The sequence below is a fragment of the Georgenia sp. EYE_87 genome (assembly GCF_023148685.1).
Taxonomy (GTDB): Bacteria; Actinomycetota; Actinomycetes; order Actinomycetales; family Actinomycetaceae; genus Georgenia.
The window spans coordinates 91,864-107,009 of sequence record NZ_JAHXNL010000005.1; the positions used below are offsets into that span (position 1 = coordinate 91,864).

A 15,146-nucleotide genomic window follows, 5' to 3' on the forward strand; every position below is an offset into this window, starting at 1 on the left:
CTTGTCGTTGAGAGAGGCCCTCAGGCGCCCGTCGCGGCGAGTTCTCGGCGTGCCTCGGCGGCGGTCATGCCACCCACGCGCTGATGCACCCGCCCGCCGCTGGCGACGGCGACGCAGAGCAGCAGCTCGTCCGGCCGTGGGGCGTCCTCGACCCGCAGCGTCACGGTGTCGTAGTGGGAGCGGACGTAGACCTCGTCCTTGAAGGCGAGCGGGATGTCCAGGGAGGCGCCCGCCGCGGCCGTCTTGGTCGTGGACGAGATCCAGGCGGAACCGCCACCGACCGCCTCGCGGAAGGCGTTGCCGAAGACGGTGGTGATGCAGGCGACGACGTGCTCCTGCTCGCCCGCGAGGCCGGTGATGCCGCCCTTCCCGTAGCTCTCGACGGCCCGCCCGCCGAGGAGTGCCACGGCGCGCCGACCGAGCTCCGTCCCCAGAGCGGGGCTGCTCCCCGTCAGGGTCGAGAGATCCTCGACGTACGTCCCGGCGAAGGGGTTCTTGATGACGACGCCGGCGGCTGCCTTCACGAGCGGCTCGGCGGGCACGGGGCCGCCGTCGTGCCAGATCTCCTCGACGAAGCCGACGAAGCGGCGGATCTGGAAGTCGGCGAGCGCGCTCATCGGGCCGCTCCTCGAGCCAGGGCGTGCCGGGTGGGATCGGTGGGGTCGTACAAGGCGGTCTCCAGGTTCTCGGTCGTGAACTGATTGCCCTGCGCCATGCCACGGGTGGCGGCGTAGTCGGCGGACCGCTGCTGGCAGCGGTCGGTGTACGGGCGCTCGAGACGCTCCCAGTCGACCAACGCCTGTTCGAGCTCGCCGTCGGCCGCCTCTGTCGCCGCGACGGCCAACGTGTAGGCGTTGACCATCGCGCAGCCGGCGCCCTGCGCCAGAGCGGGGCACATGGCGTGCGCCGCGTCCCCGACGAGGCCGACGCTCCCCGCCGACCAGTGCTCGAGCTTCGTCGTCTGGTAGCCGTAGTACTTCGGGTCCGGCGCCACCGCCGCGGACCGCAGGACCGGCGTCAGCTCCGGGAAGACCGAGGTCCAGAGGTCGAGGTCGATCGGTGTGCGACTGCCCTGCTCGTCCGCCCGGGGCGCGCCCAGGGCGATGTAGAGCTCCCGGTCGTTGCACGGGACATAGAGGACCCGGAGATATCTCGGCTCGAGGTTCCAGAAGTCGATGACGTTGTCCCACTCGCCGGGGCCGAGCTCCGCCTTGTGCCGTGGGACCAGGAACCGGGTGATCCCGTCCCGGGTCTTCCATCGCTCCTGCTCGAACCCGATGGAGTCGCGCACGTTGGACCTGACTCCGTCGGCCCCGACGACGAGATCGGCCCGGCGCACCTCACCGGAGGCGAGGGTGACCGTCCCGCGAGGATCCGCCGCGACGACCTCGCTGTCCGTGCTGATCTCGGCGCCGGCGGCGAGCGCCGCGTCCAGGAGCACCTTGTAGAGGTGCGGCCTCGTCATGGTCCGCCACGGCAGGTTTCCGAAGTCCTCGTGCGAGACGCTCGTTCCCTGCACGCGGGTCTCGTAGAACGGGGGCGTCATCGAGTCCGCCATGACCGCGTCGGTCGCGCCCAGCGCGTCCAGGACTCGCAGCGAGTTGTGCCACAGCACGATGCCGGCACCCTGCTCGCGAAGCTCGTGCCCCTTCTCGTGGACCCGCACCGTCCAACCGCGCTGCGCCAGCGCGGCCGCCGCAGTCAGACCGGCGAAACCCGCTCCGGCAACCTCCGCGTGCCGGCCGTTCCACTCAACTTGAGATGCCATCGTCATCGATTCCTTCTGCAGGTCGGGGAGGCCGGATCACTTCTCGGAGTGGTAGGCGTCCACGAACGTGGGGTCGTAGACGTCAGCCGCAGCCGGCGGCTCGCCCTTGAGGACTCCCTGAGCGGCGAGGATGTCGATGGTCGACTGCCACATCTCCTCGTCCATGGCGCCGAGACCGCTCTCCTCGGTGGTGGGGCTGGAGAACGTCTTGTCGATGTCGGCCTGGAGCTGGCGCGTGAACAGCTCCTGCTTGCCCTCGAGCTCCGCGCTGACCCCTGTGAGAAGTTCCGCGGTCTCCTCGGGGTTCTCGTTCACGTACTCGAAGGCCTTGAGGTAGGCGTTGGTGAAGCGCTGCACGAGGTCGGGGTCGCTCTCGAGCATCTCGTCGGTGGTGAACAGGCCCGATCCGTACGCGTCGTAACCCGCCTCCGAGCCGAGGAGGATGCTGAGCGAACCCTCGCCTCCGGCGGCATCCTCGAGGATCGGGACCTCTGCGTCGACGTAGCAGATGACCCCGTCGACCTGCTTCTGGATGAGGTAGTTCTCGTAGGGCGGAGTGACCGTGACCTCCTCGACCTGCTCGCGATCGATGCCGTTGGCCGAGAGAAGGGCCTGGTAGAAGATGTAGGTCGATCCCGCGGGGTGGACGCCCATCCGCAGGCCGACCAGGTCCGCCGGTGAGCTCAGCTCGGTGTTCTCCTTGAGGGTGCACACCCCCAGCGGCGACACCTGATTCACGGCCGCCAGCGCCTTGACCGGCACGTCCTGCGTCCGCGCGGTCACCAGCGAGGGCAGGTCCGCGAACCCGAAGTCCGCTCCCCCGGTCCCGACGAGCCGAAGGGCGTCGGGCGAGCCGCTCCCGGTGTTGATCTCGGTGACGTCGATCCCCTCGTCCTCGAAGTAGCCGAGCTCGTCGGCGACGTAGAACATCCCGTGGTTCCCGCGGATCGTGTAGTCGAGCTGGACCGTGACCTCGTCCAGCTCACCGGCGGCGGTGCTGCCGCCGTCGGCGCTCGAGGCTTCGGAGCCACAGGCCGCCAGTGCGAGCACCGAGACGGCCGAGGTTCCCAGGATCAGAGACTTCCTGAATGCGGACATGGTTGAACTCCTTCGATGAGGCTGGCTGGTGGGTCAGGCGACGACGTTGTCGGACTGGATGTGCGGGAACCTCGTGCGCAGAGCGGTCTCGGCGAGTGACATGCCGTAGTAGAGGGCGAGGCCGAGGAGCGAGATGATCGTGAGCGCGGCGAACATCAGCGGGGTGTCTAGCTGGGTGGACGCAAACTGGATGAGGTACCCCAGCCCGTCCGCCGCGCCGGCGAACTCCGCCACCACGGCTCCGATGACTGCGAACGTGATGCCGATGCGCAGGCCTGCGAAGAGGTACGGCAGTGAGGTGGGGATCTGGATCCTCGTAAGGATCTGATTGCGGCTGGCGCCCACAGACCTCATCAGCAGCAGAAGGTCCTGATCGATGCTCTTCAGGCCGACGAGCATGTTGAGCGTGATGGGGAAGAAGACGATGACGACGATCAGCAGGAGCTTGGGCGCAAGCCCGTAGCCGAACCACAGGATGAAGATCGGCGCTAACGCCACCTTGGGTACGACCTGAAACAGGACCACAAGCGGGTATATCGCTCGCTCGAGAAATTGGAACCGCGCAATAAGAACGGCGAGCAGCACACCCACACCGACGCCGATCAGGAATCCGTAGACAATTTCTTGGAGTGTCACCCACATCGCGGCGAGAAGCATCTCGCGGGAGATCCACGCCTCAGAGATGAATTCCGACGGCTTCGCGATGACGAAGCTCGAGACGTCGAGAAGCTCGACCAGCAGCTCCCACACCAGGAAAGCACCGAAAAAGACGATGACGCTCGGCCAGGTGCGGGACAGCCACGCCGCGAACGCACTGGTCTCGATACGGGCACCCTGCGCGGACCGTGCAGGGCTCTTGGTCTCGACTACTGCCATGTCGGGGTCTCCAGTGGTCAGTCTCGGGTCTTCGGTCGTCGCCGCCACGTCAGGCCGCCACCCTGGGCTCGAGCCGGTCGCGAAGGTGGCTCGAGTACTCGGCGAACAGCGGGGCGTCGAAGACGTCGCGGGTCCTGGGCCGAGACAGTTCGATCTCGACCGTCTCCACCACCCGACCGGGGTTGACGCCCATCACATGGACCACGTCCGAGAGAAAGATCGCCTCAGAGATCGAGTGGGTGACGAAGACGACGGTCTTCCGGGTGCTCGCCCAGATCTCGGCGAGCTTCTCGTTCATCTCGTCCCGGGTGATCGCATCCAGTGCCCCGAACGGCTCATCCATGAGCAGAATCGCCGGATCCATGGCGAGGGCCCGCGCGATCGAGACACGTTGCGCCATCCCACCAGACAGCTCGTGCGGGAGCTTTCCCTTCGCGTGGTCGAGGCCGACCAGACGCAGAGCGTCCTCCGCTGCCACCTGGACCTGACGACCCCGCCCGCCGCCGGCGATCTCGCGCAGCATCGCCGCGTTCTGCAGTGCCGTCTTCCAGGGCAGCAGGGCGGGACGCTGAGGAACCAGGCCGATCTGGCGGTTCTTCACGGCGGCCCCGGCCTCGGTATCGCCGATCTGAACCGAACCGGCCGTGGGCTCGAGGATGCCGCCGAGAATCTTGAGCAGGGTGCTCTTGCCGCAACCGGATGGCCCGAGGAGCGTGACGAAACTGCCCGCAGCGATTTCGATGTCGAGATTCTCCAGAATGAGAGGACCCGCCCCGCGCCCATATCTCATCTCTACGCCGTGCGCCGAAATACCGCTCGAGACCATACGAGTTCTCCTCCGGACCTCAGGAATGAAGCCGAGGGCTGCTTATCAGAGCCTGATAACGCCCTCTCATGCCCCGAACCTAGGACCTTCGTCTCTTGCGGTCAAGGGTTTCCGTCAAACGTCTTCCAAGAGATACAAGTCCGAAACGTCGGTGTTACGAGACACGCTGACTCCACCCCCGCCAATCCCCTGACGGGACCCAGATGCGGGCGGAGGTGACGGGTGGCCGACAGCGACGTCGGTAAACGTGCCGAAGCGGCATCTTGTCTATCCGCAGGGCCCGGGACCACTCACGACGGTTCCGGACATGGGCGGTGCCCCCTGGCCCTGGGCATCACGCTCGGCGTGGTGCCCGCCCGGTGCTGGCCCGGTGCACGAAATGGGCCGAGATGCTGACCGCTGCCGCGGCGTCGTCCTCGCCGGCGCCGTCGATGTGTGCCAGCAGCAGGTCGACCGCGGCACGCCCGGCCTCGGCACTCGGCCCGTGGATGGTGCTGAGCGGTGGCACCGTGCGCACGGCCAGGATGTCGTCGCAACCGACGAGCGAGACGTCGCGCGGAACGGCGACTCCGGCCTCGAGGAGCCCAGCGAGCATGCCCTGGGCGAGCACGTCGTCGAACGCGATCACCCCTGTCGCCCCGGTCCGCAGAACCTGGGCGGCGGCGGCGCGGCCCTCCTCGTGCTCGGGGCGGTGCGGACCCGAGACGCTCAGCGAGACCCCGAGCTCCCGTGCACGTGCGGTCAGCGCACGGCGCCGCTCGCTGTCCGACCACGACGACGCCGGCCCGGCAACGTACGCCAGTCGCCTGTGGCCGAGCCCGGCGAGGTGGTCGATCGCCTCCCGCATGCCGACTGCCGTGTCGATGAGTATCCGTCGCACGCCCTCGACGTCCCGGTTCACCAGCACCAGCGGGTGGACGAGCGAGCGCGCCCGCACTGTCGCCTCCGGCAGACGCGAGGAGACAAGGACGACGCCATCGGTACGCCGTTGCAGCGCGAGGAGGAGGTCGGCCTCCTTCTGCGGCTCCTCGTCGGTGTCCGCCAGGAGCGTGCTCACACCCAGCCGTCCGGCCGCAGCCTCCACCGCTCTGATGACCGGCGGGAAGAAGGGGTTCGCGATGTCCGGGACGACGACGGCGATGGTGCCCAGCCGTCCTGTACTAAGCGCACGAGCCGGGTAGTGCGGCACGTAGCCGAGCTCGTCGGCGATCTCTCGCACGCGGTCGACGGTGTCGGGCCGCAGCAGGTGAGGATGGGAGTAGGCGCGCGACACCGTGGACGCGGAGACGCCGGCCGCGGCTGCCACCATCTTCAGCGTCGGGGCGCTCGGTCGTCCGCCTCTTCGAGCCACACGGGCACTCTAAAGAGCGACACACTTGACGTGCAAACGGTTGCACGTGAGGATCCCGGGCACGGGGACGCAACGTGGCGCCCCCATACAGAGGAGGTGCAGGACGATGGATGTTCTCGACTGGCTCGTGCTCGGCGGCTACTTCTTCGTCATGGTGGCGATCGGGGTGTGGGCGAAGTCCCGCATCCACGACTCCCGCGACTTCTTCGTGGCCGGCGGGAAGATGCCCTGGTGGCTGTCGGGGATCTCGCACCACATGTCCGGCTACAGCGCCGCCGTGTTCGTCGGCTACGCCGCGATCGCCTACGACGAAGGCTTCGTGCTCTACGTGTGGTGGGCTCTCGGCATCACCTTCGCGATGCTGCTGGGCGCCTTCGTCTTCGTGCCCCGCTGGCCGCGGCTTCGCCAGCGGCTTGGAATCATCTCCCCGCTGGAGTACCTCAAGATCCGTTACAACCTGCCCACCCAGCAGCTTCTCGCCTGGAGCGGCACCGCTCTGAAGGTGTTCGACGTCGGCGCGAAGTGGGTGGCCACCGCCATCCTGCTCAACGTCTTCGCCGGGGTGTCCCTGCCGGTGGGCATCCTGCTCACCGGCGGGATCACGCTCGTCTACTCCACGATAGGCGGCCTCTGGGCCGATGCCCTGACGGACTTCGGGCAGTTCGTCATTCAGCTCGTCGCCGGGATCGTCATGTTCGTCACCGTCCTGGTCACCCTCGACGGCGTCTCGACGGTGTGGACCATGTGGGGCGACCTGCCCGAGGGGAACGCGAGCTTCTTCAACGGTCAGTACACGGTCCTGTTCGTCATGGTCTACCTGCTCATCAACACGATGTCCTACAACGGCGGCACCTGGAACCTGGCGCAGCGTTTCATCGCCTCCCCGACCGGCAGCACCGCCCGCCGCGCGGCTCTCCTCTCGGCCGCCCTCTACCTGGTCTGGCCGCTGGTGATGTTCTTCCCGATGTGGGCGGCGCCGATCATCCTGCCGGGCCTCGAGGACACCTCCCAGGCGTACGCGCTCATCACGCAGGAACTGCTGCCCGCCGGGCTCGTCGGCCTCGTGCTCGCGGGTATCTTCTCCCACACGATGGCGATGACGGGCTCGGACGCGAACGCCATCTCCGCCGTCGTCACCCGGGACATCATCCCCGCGGTGTGGCGGCGCGGGAAGGCGATGAGCACCAGGACCGAGCTCACGATCGGTCGGATCTCGGTGTTCACGTTCATCGCGCTGAGCATGGTCATCGCCCTGACAGCGGAAAGCTTCGGCGGGGTGCTCGGCCTGATCATTCTGTGGTTCGGCGGACTGGTCGGCCCGATCGCCATCCCCATGCTGCTGGGCCTGCTGCCCGCCTTCAAGCGGTGCGGACCGCTGGCCGCCATCTCGTCGTGGGCGGTCGGCCTGCTCGTCTTCGTGCTGACCCGGTACGTCGTCGACGACGCGCTCACCCAGCTGGCCCCTGACCAGCTCACCGCCGTACAGGTCGGCGGTCCCGTGGTGGTTGCGATCATCGTCTTCATGCTCATCGGTCTGGTGCTCCCCTGGAAGAACGAGGAGTCCGACGAGCTCGTCGACGCCATCGCGGTGGACCCGGCTGAGGACGCGTCGGACGACTCCGGGAGGACACCGCCGTCGGACACGGTGCGGACCGGGACCGCCTGACGTGCCGCCCTACCGCGACCACCTCGTCGACGACGTCCTGGCCTGGTGGATGGCCCATGGGCCGGACCCCGACCACGGCGGCGTCCTGACGTGCTGGGACAACGCCGGCACGCGCCTGGTCTCCCACGACAAGTACACCTGGTCGCAAGGTCGCTGGGCGTGGCTGACGGCCGCCGTCGCCCAGTCGTCCGACCGCCTCCGGGTCGACGGCGGCCCGTACGCCGAGCAGAGCCTCCGAGCGGCACGGTTCGTCCGGGACCACGCCCTGCTCCCGGACGGAACGACGGCGTTCGTCACCGACCGTGAGGGCACCCCGTTCGAGCCGGTCACCGACGGCGGGCTGCACACGTCCGTCTTCGCGGACCTGTTCGCGGCGCTGGGCTGGGCCGGTGCCGCGACGCTCGACGACGGTGAGGGCTGGGGAGACCTTGCACTGGTCACGCTGCTGCGCTCGGCGGAGCGGATCGAGGACGGCTCGTTCCGCTCCGAGCCCTACCCCGTTCCCGCCGGGCATCGCTCGCTCGGCCTGCCGATGATCCTCGTCGGTGTCGGCGAGCAGGTGTTCCGGGCGACCGGCGCCGCCGAGGCGGCCGGCGTCGTCCGTGCCGCCGCCGCCGAGATCATCGAGCACCACCTGCGCGGGGACGACGTCGTCGAGATGCCCGCCGGGCAGGAGGACACGCTCCTGGCACGGCACCGCACGCCCGGGCACACGCTGGAGGCGCTGTGGTTCCTCCACCACGCCCGTGACCTGCTGGACGGGCCGCTCGCCGCCCCGGCCGGCCTCGTGCCGATCGCCGGGCGGGCGCTGCGCACCGGCTGGGACGAGGAGCACGGCGGGCTGTTCCGCTACACCGACGTCGACGGCGGCCAGCCGCGCGGCGCGCCGCTGGCCGGCGGCACCCCCTCGCCCGACCCCTACGAGAGCCTCGTCCGGGCCACCTGGGACACCAAGCTGTGGTGGCCGCACGCGGAGGCGCTCTACACCACCCGCCTGCTGGCGCAGGTCACCGACGACCCGGCCATGAAGGCGTGGGCGGACCGCGTCCACGACTACACGTTCGCGACCTTCCCCGAGGGGCCCGGACGGGAGTGGACCCAGATCCGCGACCGCACCGGCGCCCCGCTGGAGAAGACCGTCGCCCTGCCGGTGAAGGACCCGTTCCACGTGGCCCGCGCGCTCCTGCTCCTCACCGAGCTCGAGCACGCCGGCCCCGAGCTCCAGGAGGAGAAATGACCACCACGACGAGGCGGGGACCGCGCCTGCGCGTCTTCGACGACCGGGCCGCCCTGGGCCGGGCCGCGGCGGAGGACGTCGCCGCCGAGCTGCGCAGCAGGCTGGCCCGCCAGGACCGGGTACGGATGATCTTCGCCGCCGCGCCCAGCCAGCGCGAGATGCTGGACGCGCTGCGCGTCGCGGACGGCGTCGACTGGACCCGTGTGGTCGCCTTCCACATGGACGAGTACCTCGGTCTGCCCAAGGGCGCGCCGGAGCGCTTCTCGATGTGGCTGCGCGCCGCGTTCTTCGACCACCTGCCGTTCCAGGCCGTGCACCTCATCGAGCCCGGTGAGGACCCGGAGCGCACGGCGGCCGAGTACGCGCGCCTCCTCGCCGAGACCCCGATCGACATCGTCTGCCTCGGCATCGGTCAGAACGGCCACCTCGCGTTCAACGACCCGCCGGTCGCCGATCTCGCCGACCCCCTCGACGTCAAGGTCGTCGAGCTCGACGACGCCTGCCGCCAGCAGCAGGTCGACGACGAGTGCTTCGCGGCCCTGCAGGACGTCCCCGAGCGGGCCGTCACCCTGACCATCCCGCGCCTGCTTGCCGCGGACCGGCTGTTCTGCGTCGTCCCCGGGGCCGCCAAGCGGGACGCCGTCGAGAAGGCCCTCACCGAGCCGATCTCCGCCGCACACCCAGCCACCGCCCTGCGCACCCACCCGGACGTGATCCTGTACGTCGACGTCGAGTCGGCACCGCGCCCGGAGGTGGTCGCGACCGACGCGACCCCGGCCGGCGCCTCCCCCGCGACGGAGGTCACCTCGTGACGGACCCGACCTTCGCCGCCTACCGGGCCAGGATCGACACCCACCTCGACCGGATACTCGCCGAGGAGTCTGCCAACATCCGCCGGGCCGCGGAGCTCCTCGCGGACCAGGTGGCGGCCGACCGGCTGATCCACGTCTACGGGCCCGGCGGCCATTCCAACCTCGCCGCGCAGGAGGTGTTCTTCCGCGCGGGCGGCCTCATGCACATCGCAGCCGTTCTCGACGAGGGCACCATGCTCTCCAACGGAGCCCTGCGGTCCATGGCCATGGAACGCACGCCAGGCTACGGCCGCGTCGTGATCGAGGACCGCGACCTGGGCCCGGACGACCTCCTCGTCCTCGTCAACGCCTACGGCATCAACGCCGCCCTCATCGACGCCGCGCTCACCGCCCGGGAGCGCGACGTCACCCTCGTCGGCATCAGCTCGCGCAGCCACGCCGAGCAGACGGCCCCGGACCACCCCGCCCGCCACCCCACGGGTGCGAACCTGCACGACCTCGTCGACGTCGCCATCGACTGCAAGGTGCCCGTGGGTGACGCCGTGATGGAGGTGCCCGGCGCCTCGGAGCGCATCGCCGCCGTCTCGACCTTTGCCAACGCGTACGTCCTCAACTGCCTCACCCTCGCCACGGTCGAGGCGCTGGTGGCCCGCGGCGTCGAGCCGCCGGTGTGGCGCAGCGGCAACGCGCCGGGCGGCGACGAGGCGAACGCCCGCTTCCTCGCTCGCTTCCGCGGGCGGGTGCGGTCGCTGTGAACGAGTACGCCGGCCGGGACCCGGCCACAGGCCGTCGGCTGGTCGTCGAGGTCGAGGACGGCGTCATCGCCCACGTCCGCACCTCCGCCGAACCCGCCGAGGACCTGCCGTGGATCGCCCCCGGCCTCGTGGACCTCCAGGTCAACGGCTTCGGCGGCCACGACGTCAACGGTCCGGACGTGGTGCCCGACGACGTCGTCGCTCTGGCCGGCGCCCTCGCCCGGGCGGGGACGACGACGTTCGTCCCGACCGTCGTCACCGCCTCCGAGGCCGACCTCGAGCGTTCGCTCCGCGCGGTCGCCGAGGCCCGACGGCGGGACCCCGCGACGCGCCACGCCATCCCGTTCGTTCACCTCGAGGGCCCACACATCAGCCCGGAGGACGGGCCGCGCGGCGCCCACCCGCTCGAGCATGTCCGCCCGCCGGATGTTGAGGAGTTTCGGCGCTGGCAGGCGGCGGCGGACGGACTTGTCGGCGTCGTGACGATCTCGCCGCACCATGCCGGCTCGGTGGAGTACACCGAGGCTCTCGTCGCCGCGGACGTCGTCGTCGCCGTCGGCCACACGCACGCGAGCCCGGAGCAGATCCGGGCGGTCGTCGACGCCGGCGCGACGCTGTCGACGCACCTGGGCAACGGTGCGCACGCCGTCCTGCCCCGGCACCCTAACTACATCTGGGCACAGCTGGCGGAGGACCGGCTCACGGCTGGGTTCATCGCCGACGGCCATCATCTGCCCGCGGACACCCTGACGGTGATGCTCCGGGCGAAGGGGTTGGACCGGTCGTTCCTGGTCTCGGACTCGGTCGCCCTGGCGGGTCTGCCGGCGGGCGCGTACGAGACGCCGGTCGGAGGGCGCGTGGAGCTTTCCGAGGACGGCCGGCTGAGCGTGGCGGGGACGCCGTACCTGGCGGGGGCAGCCCGATCGCTGGCTGACGGCGTGGCGGAGGTCTGCCGTCTCGCCGGGCTCCCGCTCGCGGACGCGTTACGGCTCGCGACGACGAACCCGCGCCGTCTCGTCCCTGGGCGCGGGCGCCTCGCGCCCGGCGCGTCGGCCGATCTCGTCCTCTTCGACCTCTCCCCCGGCGACCACTCGCTGACGCTGCGGCAGGTGGTCGCACGAGGGATGGTGGCATGACGGCAGGACCACGGAGCCGCGCGCGCCGCAGTCGGTCGCCCTTGACGGCGGGCGTCGCTGTCCGGGACGTCACACCGGCGGCCGGATGCCGCATGTCGGGCTTCGCCGCCCGCACCTCGGCTGCCACCGGCGTGCACGACCCGTTGCTGGTCCAGGCCGTGGTGGTGGGGGACACGGCGGTCGTCAGCGTCGACGTCATCGGGCTGCACGAGGAGGACTGCGCCACGATCCGGGCGCGGTGCCCGCTGCCGGAGGACCGGGTGGTGGTGCACGCCACGCACACGCACGGCGGGCCGGTGAGCATGCGCGGGCGGCTCGGCCATCCGCGGGACGAGCTGTGGTGGGACCGGGTGGTCGACGCGTGCGCGGACGCCGTGGCGGAGGCTCGGCGGACCCAAGTTCCGGTGACGATCCGCGCGGGGTACGCCCCGGCACCCGGGGTCGCGCGCAACCGCCGTCGGCCCGGCGGGCCGGTCGACCACGCCCTCCCGGTGGTCCGGCTCGAGCGCGAGGGGGGCGCGGCTCTGGCGACCGTGGTGTCCTACGCCTGCCACCCCGTCGTCCTGGGTGCGGACAACACACTGATCACCGCCGACTACCCCGGCGTGCTACGACGTCGGGTCGGCGAGGCGACCGGGGCTCCCGTGCTGTTCCTCACCGGCTGCGCGGGCGACGCGAACACCGGCCACACCGCCGCGGCGTCGATCTCGACGACCCCGACCCCGGACCGGACGTTCAAGGAGTGTGAACGGGTCGGCACGGTGATCGCCGACGCGGTGCTGCGGGCCGAGCTCGGGCGGAGCACCGGGCACGTCGACGCCCGCAGCTCCGACGTGGCGCTCGCATACGACGTGGCGGGGTACGACGCCCTCGGGTCCGATCTCGCCACCTGGCGAGCACAGCGCCGCACCGCGGACCCCGCGACGGTGGCCCTGCTCACGACGTGGATCGACTGGGCCGCACGCCAGCACGAGCCGGCGCCCGAGCCCTGCCCAGTGAGGGTCACCGTCCTGCGGTGGGGACCCGCCGTCGTCGTCACGCTGCCGGGTGAGCCGTTCGCCGCGGCCGCCCACGCCGCGCGAGAGGCGGTCGAGCGGACATCCCCCGGGGTCGTCGCCCTCGTCGCCGGCTACTCGAACGGCTGCCCCGGCTATCTGCCGCCGCGAGAGGAGTACGACGCGGGCGGGTACGAAGTGACCGACGCGCACCGGTACTACGGCTCGCCGGGGCCGTTCATGCCCGGCTCGCTCGAACTGCTCCTCGGGAGCGTCGAGCGGCTCCTCGCCGAGACTTCACCTTGACCCGCACGACCCGGTGCGGCCTCGACAGCGTCCAGCGTGAACTTCCTGACGACGGTGTCGGTAAACTTGCCGAAGCGGCATCTTGCCGCTCACCCCCAGAGCTCTCACGAAGGACCCCCATGTCTTCTCCGATCCCCCCGCCCCCGGCCGGCAGCCAGCCGTCGTACGTCCCGCCCAGCGAGGACCAGCAGAACCCGTACGCGTCCGGACAGCCGTCGTACGTGCCACCGGCCGAGGGGCAGCAGAACCCCTACGCGTCCGGCCAGCCCTACGCCCCCGCCCAGCCGTACGCGCAGGGCTACCCCGGCCAGGCCCCGTTCCCCGGCGGCCAGCGCCCGTCGAGCGGGCTGGCGATCGCCGCGCTCGTCGTCGGCATCATCTCGTTCGTGCTCGCCTGGGTCCCGGTGGTCAACTTCGTATCGATCCTGGGCGGGATCGCCGCCGTCGTCCTCGGTGTCCTCGCGCTGCGCAAGGCCAACCGCGGCGTCGCCGGCGGCAAGGGCATGGCCATCGCCGGCACCGTGCTCGGCGGGATCTCGCTCGTGCTCTCCATCGTCGTGAACGTCTTCCTCGGCGTGGCGATCGACGAGGCGATCAACAGCGCCGAGAGCGCCGTCGCGCCCGCCGTCCAGCCGGCCGAGTCCGAGGGGACCGCCGACGAGCAGACGGTCGACACGGAGGAGCCGGCCGCCGCGGCCGGCGGCGCCCTGCCCCTCGGCGAGGCCGCCGAGGTCGGCGACTACACGATCGCCGTCACCGGCCTGGACCTCGACGCGAACGAGGCGATCGCCGCGGCGGACGCGACGAACCCCGCACCGGACGGGCAGTACGTCCTGGCCGAGGTCTCCGTCGTCTACAACGGCACCGAGGAGGGCAACCCCTGGATGGACCTGTCCTACATCCTTCAGGGCGCCGACGGCGCCGAGTACGACGACGGCACCTGCATGGCCATCGAACCGAACTCCGTGGTCAACGTGCCGGCCCTGACCACCGGCGACGCGGCGGACTACCAGGTGTGCCTGGACGTCCCGGCCGAGGCGATCGAGGGCGGCAGCTTCGCCATCGAGCCGCTGTTCTCCCTCGACGAGGCCGAGCGGGCCACGTGGGAGATCCGCTGAACTGACCGGCGGCCGTAGGGCCGTCACGAGACGAGGCGCCGGAGGGGATCCTCCGGCGCCTCGGTCGTTGTACGCACGATCAGCCTCCCAAGGCCCGCCTGAACGCCCCCTCCGGCGTGGCATGCACTGTGCATGCGCGTACCGTGATGTGCATGGCCACGCTGCAGATCAGGAACGTGCCCGAGGACGTCAGGACCACGCTCAAGGTGCGCGCGGCAGCGGCCGGGCAGAGCCTGTCCGAGTACGCGCTGGCGCAGCTGATCCAGTCCGCCCGACAGCCGACGATCGCGGAGCTGTCCGAGCGGGTCCGGCTTCGGGGCGGTGCGGGCCCGTCGACGCGGGCAGCGGACATCCTCCGGGACGAGCGCGACGCCGACGGGCACCGATAGTGTCGTGCTCGACGCCTCGGCGCTGGCCGAGTACCTCGTGGCGAGCGCCCCGGGCCGAGCGGTCGCGGATCTGCTGGGCCAGAGCGGTGCGAGCGTGCACCTACCTCATCTGTGCGCGGTCGAGACGGTCTCCGTCCTGCGTGCCTGGGTGCGGCGCGGAGAGCTCACGGCCGAGCGTGGCGCCGCTGCGCTCGAGGATCTTGCGGACCTGCCGGCGCAACGGTGGCCCGGCGAGCCGCTCCTGGGGCGCGTGTGGGAGCTGCGCGACAAGCTCTCCGCCTACGACGCCACCTACGTCGCGCTCGCTGAGCTGATCGGTGCAGACCTGGTCACGCTCGACCGCCGGCTGGCCCGGGCGCTCGCGGGGGCGGCGTCGGGGCTCCGAGTGATCACGCCCGCCTGACTCCGCTGCTGCGCGGTGCGCCACGGGCGGGCAGCGACCTCGCAGCGCTTTAGGCGCCGAACTCCCCGTGCACTTCGTCCTTGAGGCTGGCAACGTCGACGTGCCGCCGAGCGCGCGGAGGCCTGGCACGTTCGCGGGCAAGCCAGTCGGCGACGTCGGAGGCGCCCAGTGCGCGCTCGACGGCTTCTTGCGCCACGGCCGACAGGGATATGCCCCTCTCGCGCGCCCGGCGGTAGAGCTCGTCGGGGAGGTAGATGCTCACCTTCGGCATACCGCCAACGTAACCCCGCGCGGCGACACGGTGGTGCCCCATCGCCCTGCCCCACCCAGGTCGGCGCCCTTACGACCCACCCGCGTGGGGACGATTACCGGTGACGACCGGTTGAGACGGAGCTCCGGGTGAACAGTCG

The 15,146-nt window shown here is 70.7% G+C and carries 16 protein-coding genes; 9 read left to right on the forward strand and 7 right to left on the reverse strand.

The window, feature by feature from the left end:
- Nucleotides 1-20: 20 nt before the first annotated feature.
- The 6 genes from KZX45_RS09565 to KZX45_RS09590 all read right to left on the reverse strand — a co-directional run bounded on the left by KZX45_RS09565 (nt 21) and on the right by KZX45_RS09590 (nt 5,919).
- Nucleotides 21-617: an amino acid synthesis family protein gene (locus KZX45_RS09565; protein WP_248257508.1), complete on the reverse strand. Its 597-nt coding sequence runs from the start codon at nt 615-617 to the stop codon at nt 21-23.
- Nucleotides 614-1,768, reverse strand: coding sequence for an NAD(P)/FAD-dependent oxidoreductase (locus KZX45_RS09570; RefSeq protein ID WP_248257509.1), 1,155 nt, complete (start codon nt 1,766-1,768; stop codon nt 614-616). The genes KZX45_RS09565 and KZX45_RS09570 overlap by 4 nt, the downstream gene beginning before the upstream one ends.
- 36 nt (nt 1,769-1,804) lie before the next feature.
- Nucleotides 1,805-2,866: an ABC transporter substrate-binding protein gene (locus KZX45_RS09575; protein ID WP_248257510.1), complete on the reverse strand. Its 1,062-nt coding sequence runs from the start codon at nt 2,864-2,866 to the stop codon at nt 1,805-1,807.
- Between the two features lie 33 nt (nt 2,867-2,899).
- A complete protein-coding gene (locus tag KZX45_RS09580; RefSeq protein ID WP_248257511.1) occupies nt 2,900-3,742 on the reverse strand; it encodes an ABC transporter permease in 843 nt (280 codons plus the stop codon).
- Nucleotides 3,743-3,791: 49 nt separating this feature from the next.
- A complete protein-coding gene (locus KZX45_RS09585) occupies nt 3,792-4,568 on the reverse strand; it encodes an ABC transporter ATP-binding protein (RefSeq protein ID WP_248257512.1) in 777 nt (258 codons plus the stop codon).
- Nucleotides 4,569-4,902: 334 nt separating this feature from the next.
- Nucleotides 4,903-5,919: a LacI family DNA-binding transcriptional regulator gene (locus KZX45_RS09590; protein WP_248257513.1), complete on the reverse strand. Its 1,017-nt coding sequence runs from the start codon at nt 5,917-5,919 to the stop codon at nt 4,903-4,905.
- Nucleotides 5,920-6,025: 106 nt separating this feature from the next.
- On the opposite strand from KZX45_RS09590, the gene KZX45_RS09595 reads away from it, so the two are divergent.
- From KZX45_RS09595 to KZX45_RS09635, 9 genes are all read left to right on the forward strand, one after another.
- A complete protein-coding gene (locus KZX45_RS09595) occupies nt 6,026-7,585 on the forward strand; it encodes a sodium:solute symporter family protein (RefSeq protein ID WP_248257514.1) in 1,560 nt (519 codons plus the stop codon).
- 1 nt (nt 7,586) lies between these two features.
- A complete protein-coding gene (locus KZX45_RS09600; RefSeq protein ID WP_248257515.1) occupies nt 7,587-8,822 on the forward strand; it encodes an AGE family epimerase/isomerase in 1,236 nt (411 codons plus the stop codon).
- On the forward strand, nt 8,819-9,634 hold the full coding sequence (locus KZX45_RS09605) for a glucosamine-6-phosphate deaminase (protein WP_248257516.1): 816 nt from the start codon (nt 8,819-8,821) through the stop codon (nt 9,632-9,634). The genes KZX45_RS09600 and KZX45_RS09605 overlap by 4 nt, the downstream gene beginning before the upstream one ends.
- Nucleotides 9,631-10,389 carry a sugar isomerase domain-containing protein gene (locus tag KZX45_RS09610; protein WP_248257517.1) on the forward strand — a complete coding sequence of 253 codons (759 nt, stop codon included), beginning with the start codon at nt 9,631-9,633 and terminating at the stop codon, nt 10,387-10,389. Before KZX45_RS09605 ends, KZX45_RS09610 begins: the two co-directional genes overlap by 4 nt.
- Nucleotides 10,386-11,525, forward strand: a complete 1,140-nt coding sequence (locus KZX45_RS09615) for an N-acetylglucosamine-6-phosphate deacetylase (protein ID WP_248257518.1) — start codon at nt 10,386-10,388, stop codon at nt 11,523-11,525. The genes KZX45_RS09610 and KZX45_RS09615 overlap by 4 nt, the downstream gene beginning before the upstream one ends.
- A gap of 92 nt (nt 11,526-11,617) precedes the next feature.
- Nucleotides 11,618-12,826 carry a hypothetical protein gene (locus KZX45_RS09620; protein ID WP_248257519.1) on the forward strand — a complete coding sequence of 403 codons (1,209 nt, stop codon included), beginning with the start codon at nt 11,618-11,620 and terminating at the stop codon, nt 12,824-12,826.
- Nucleotides 12,827-12,945: 119 nt separating this feature from the next.
- Nucleotides 12,946-13,944: a DUF4190 domain-containing protein gene (locus tag KZX45_RS09625; protein ID WP_248257520.1), complete on the forward strand. Its 999-nt coding sequence runs from the start codon at nt 12,946-12,948 to the stop codon at nt 13,942-13,944.
- Between the two features lie 152 nt (nt 13,945-14,096).
- Complete coding sequence (locus KZX45_RS09630) at nt 14,097-14,333, forward strand: hypothetical protein (protein WP_248257521.1); 237 nt, start codon at nt 14,097-14,099, stop codon at nt 14,331-14,333.
- 4 nt (nt 14,334-14,337) lie between these two features.
- Nucleotides 14,338-14,736, forward strand: coding sequence for a type II toxin-antitoxin system VapC family toxin (locus KZX45_RS09635; RefSeq protein ID WP_248257522.1), 399 nt, complete (start codon nt 14,338-14,340; stop codon nt 14,734-14,736).
- Between the two features lie 49 nt (nt 14,737-14,785).
- Here the strand turns inward: KZX45_RS09635 and KZX45_RS09640 are convergent, their stop codons facing one another.
- Nucleotides 14,786-15,007 (reverse strand): CopG family transcriptional regulator, encoded by a 222-nt coding sequence (locus KZX45_RS09640; protein ID WP_248257523.1) that lies wholly within the window; start codon nt 15,005-15,007, stop codon nt 14,786-14,788.
- Nucleotides 15,008-15,146 lie beyond the last annotated feature (139 nt).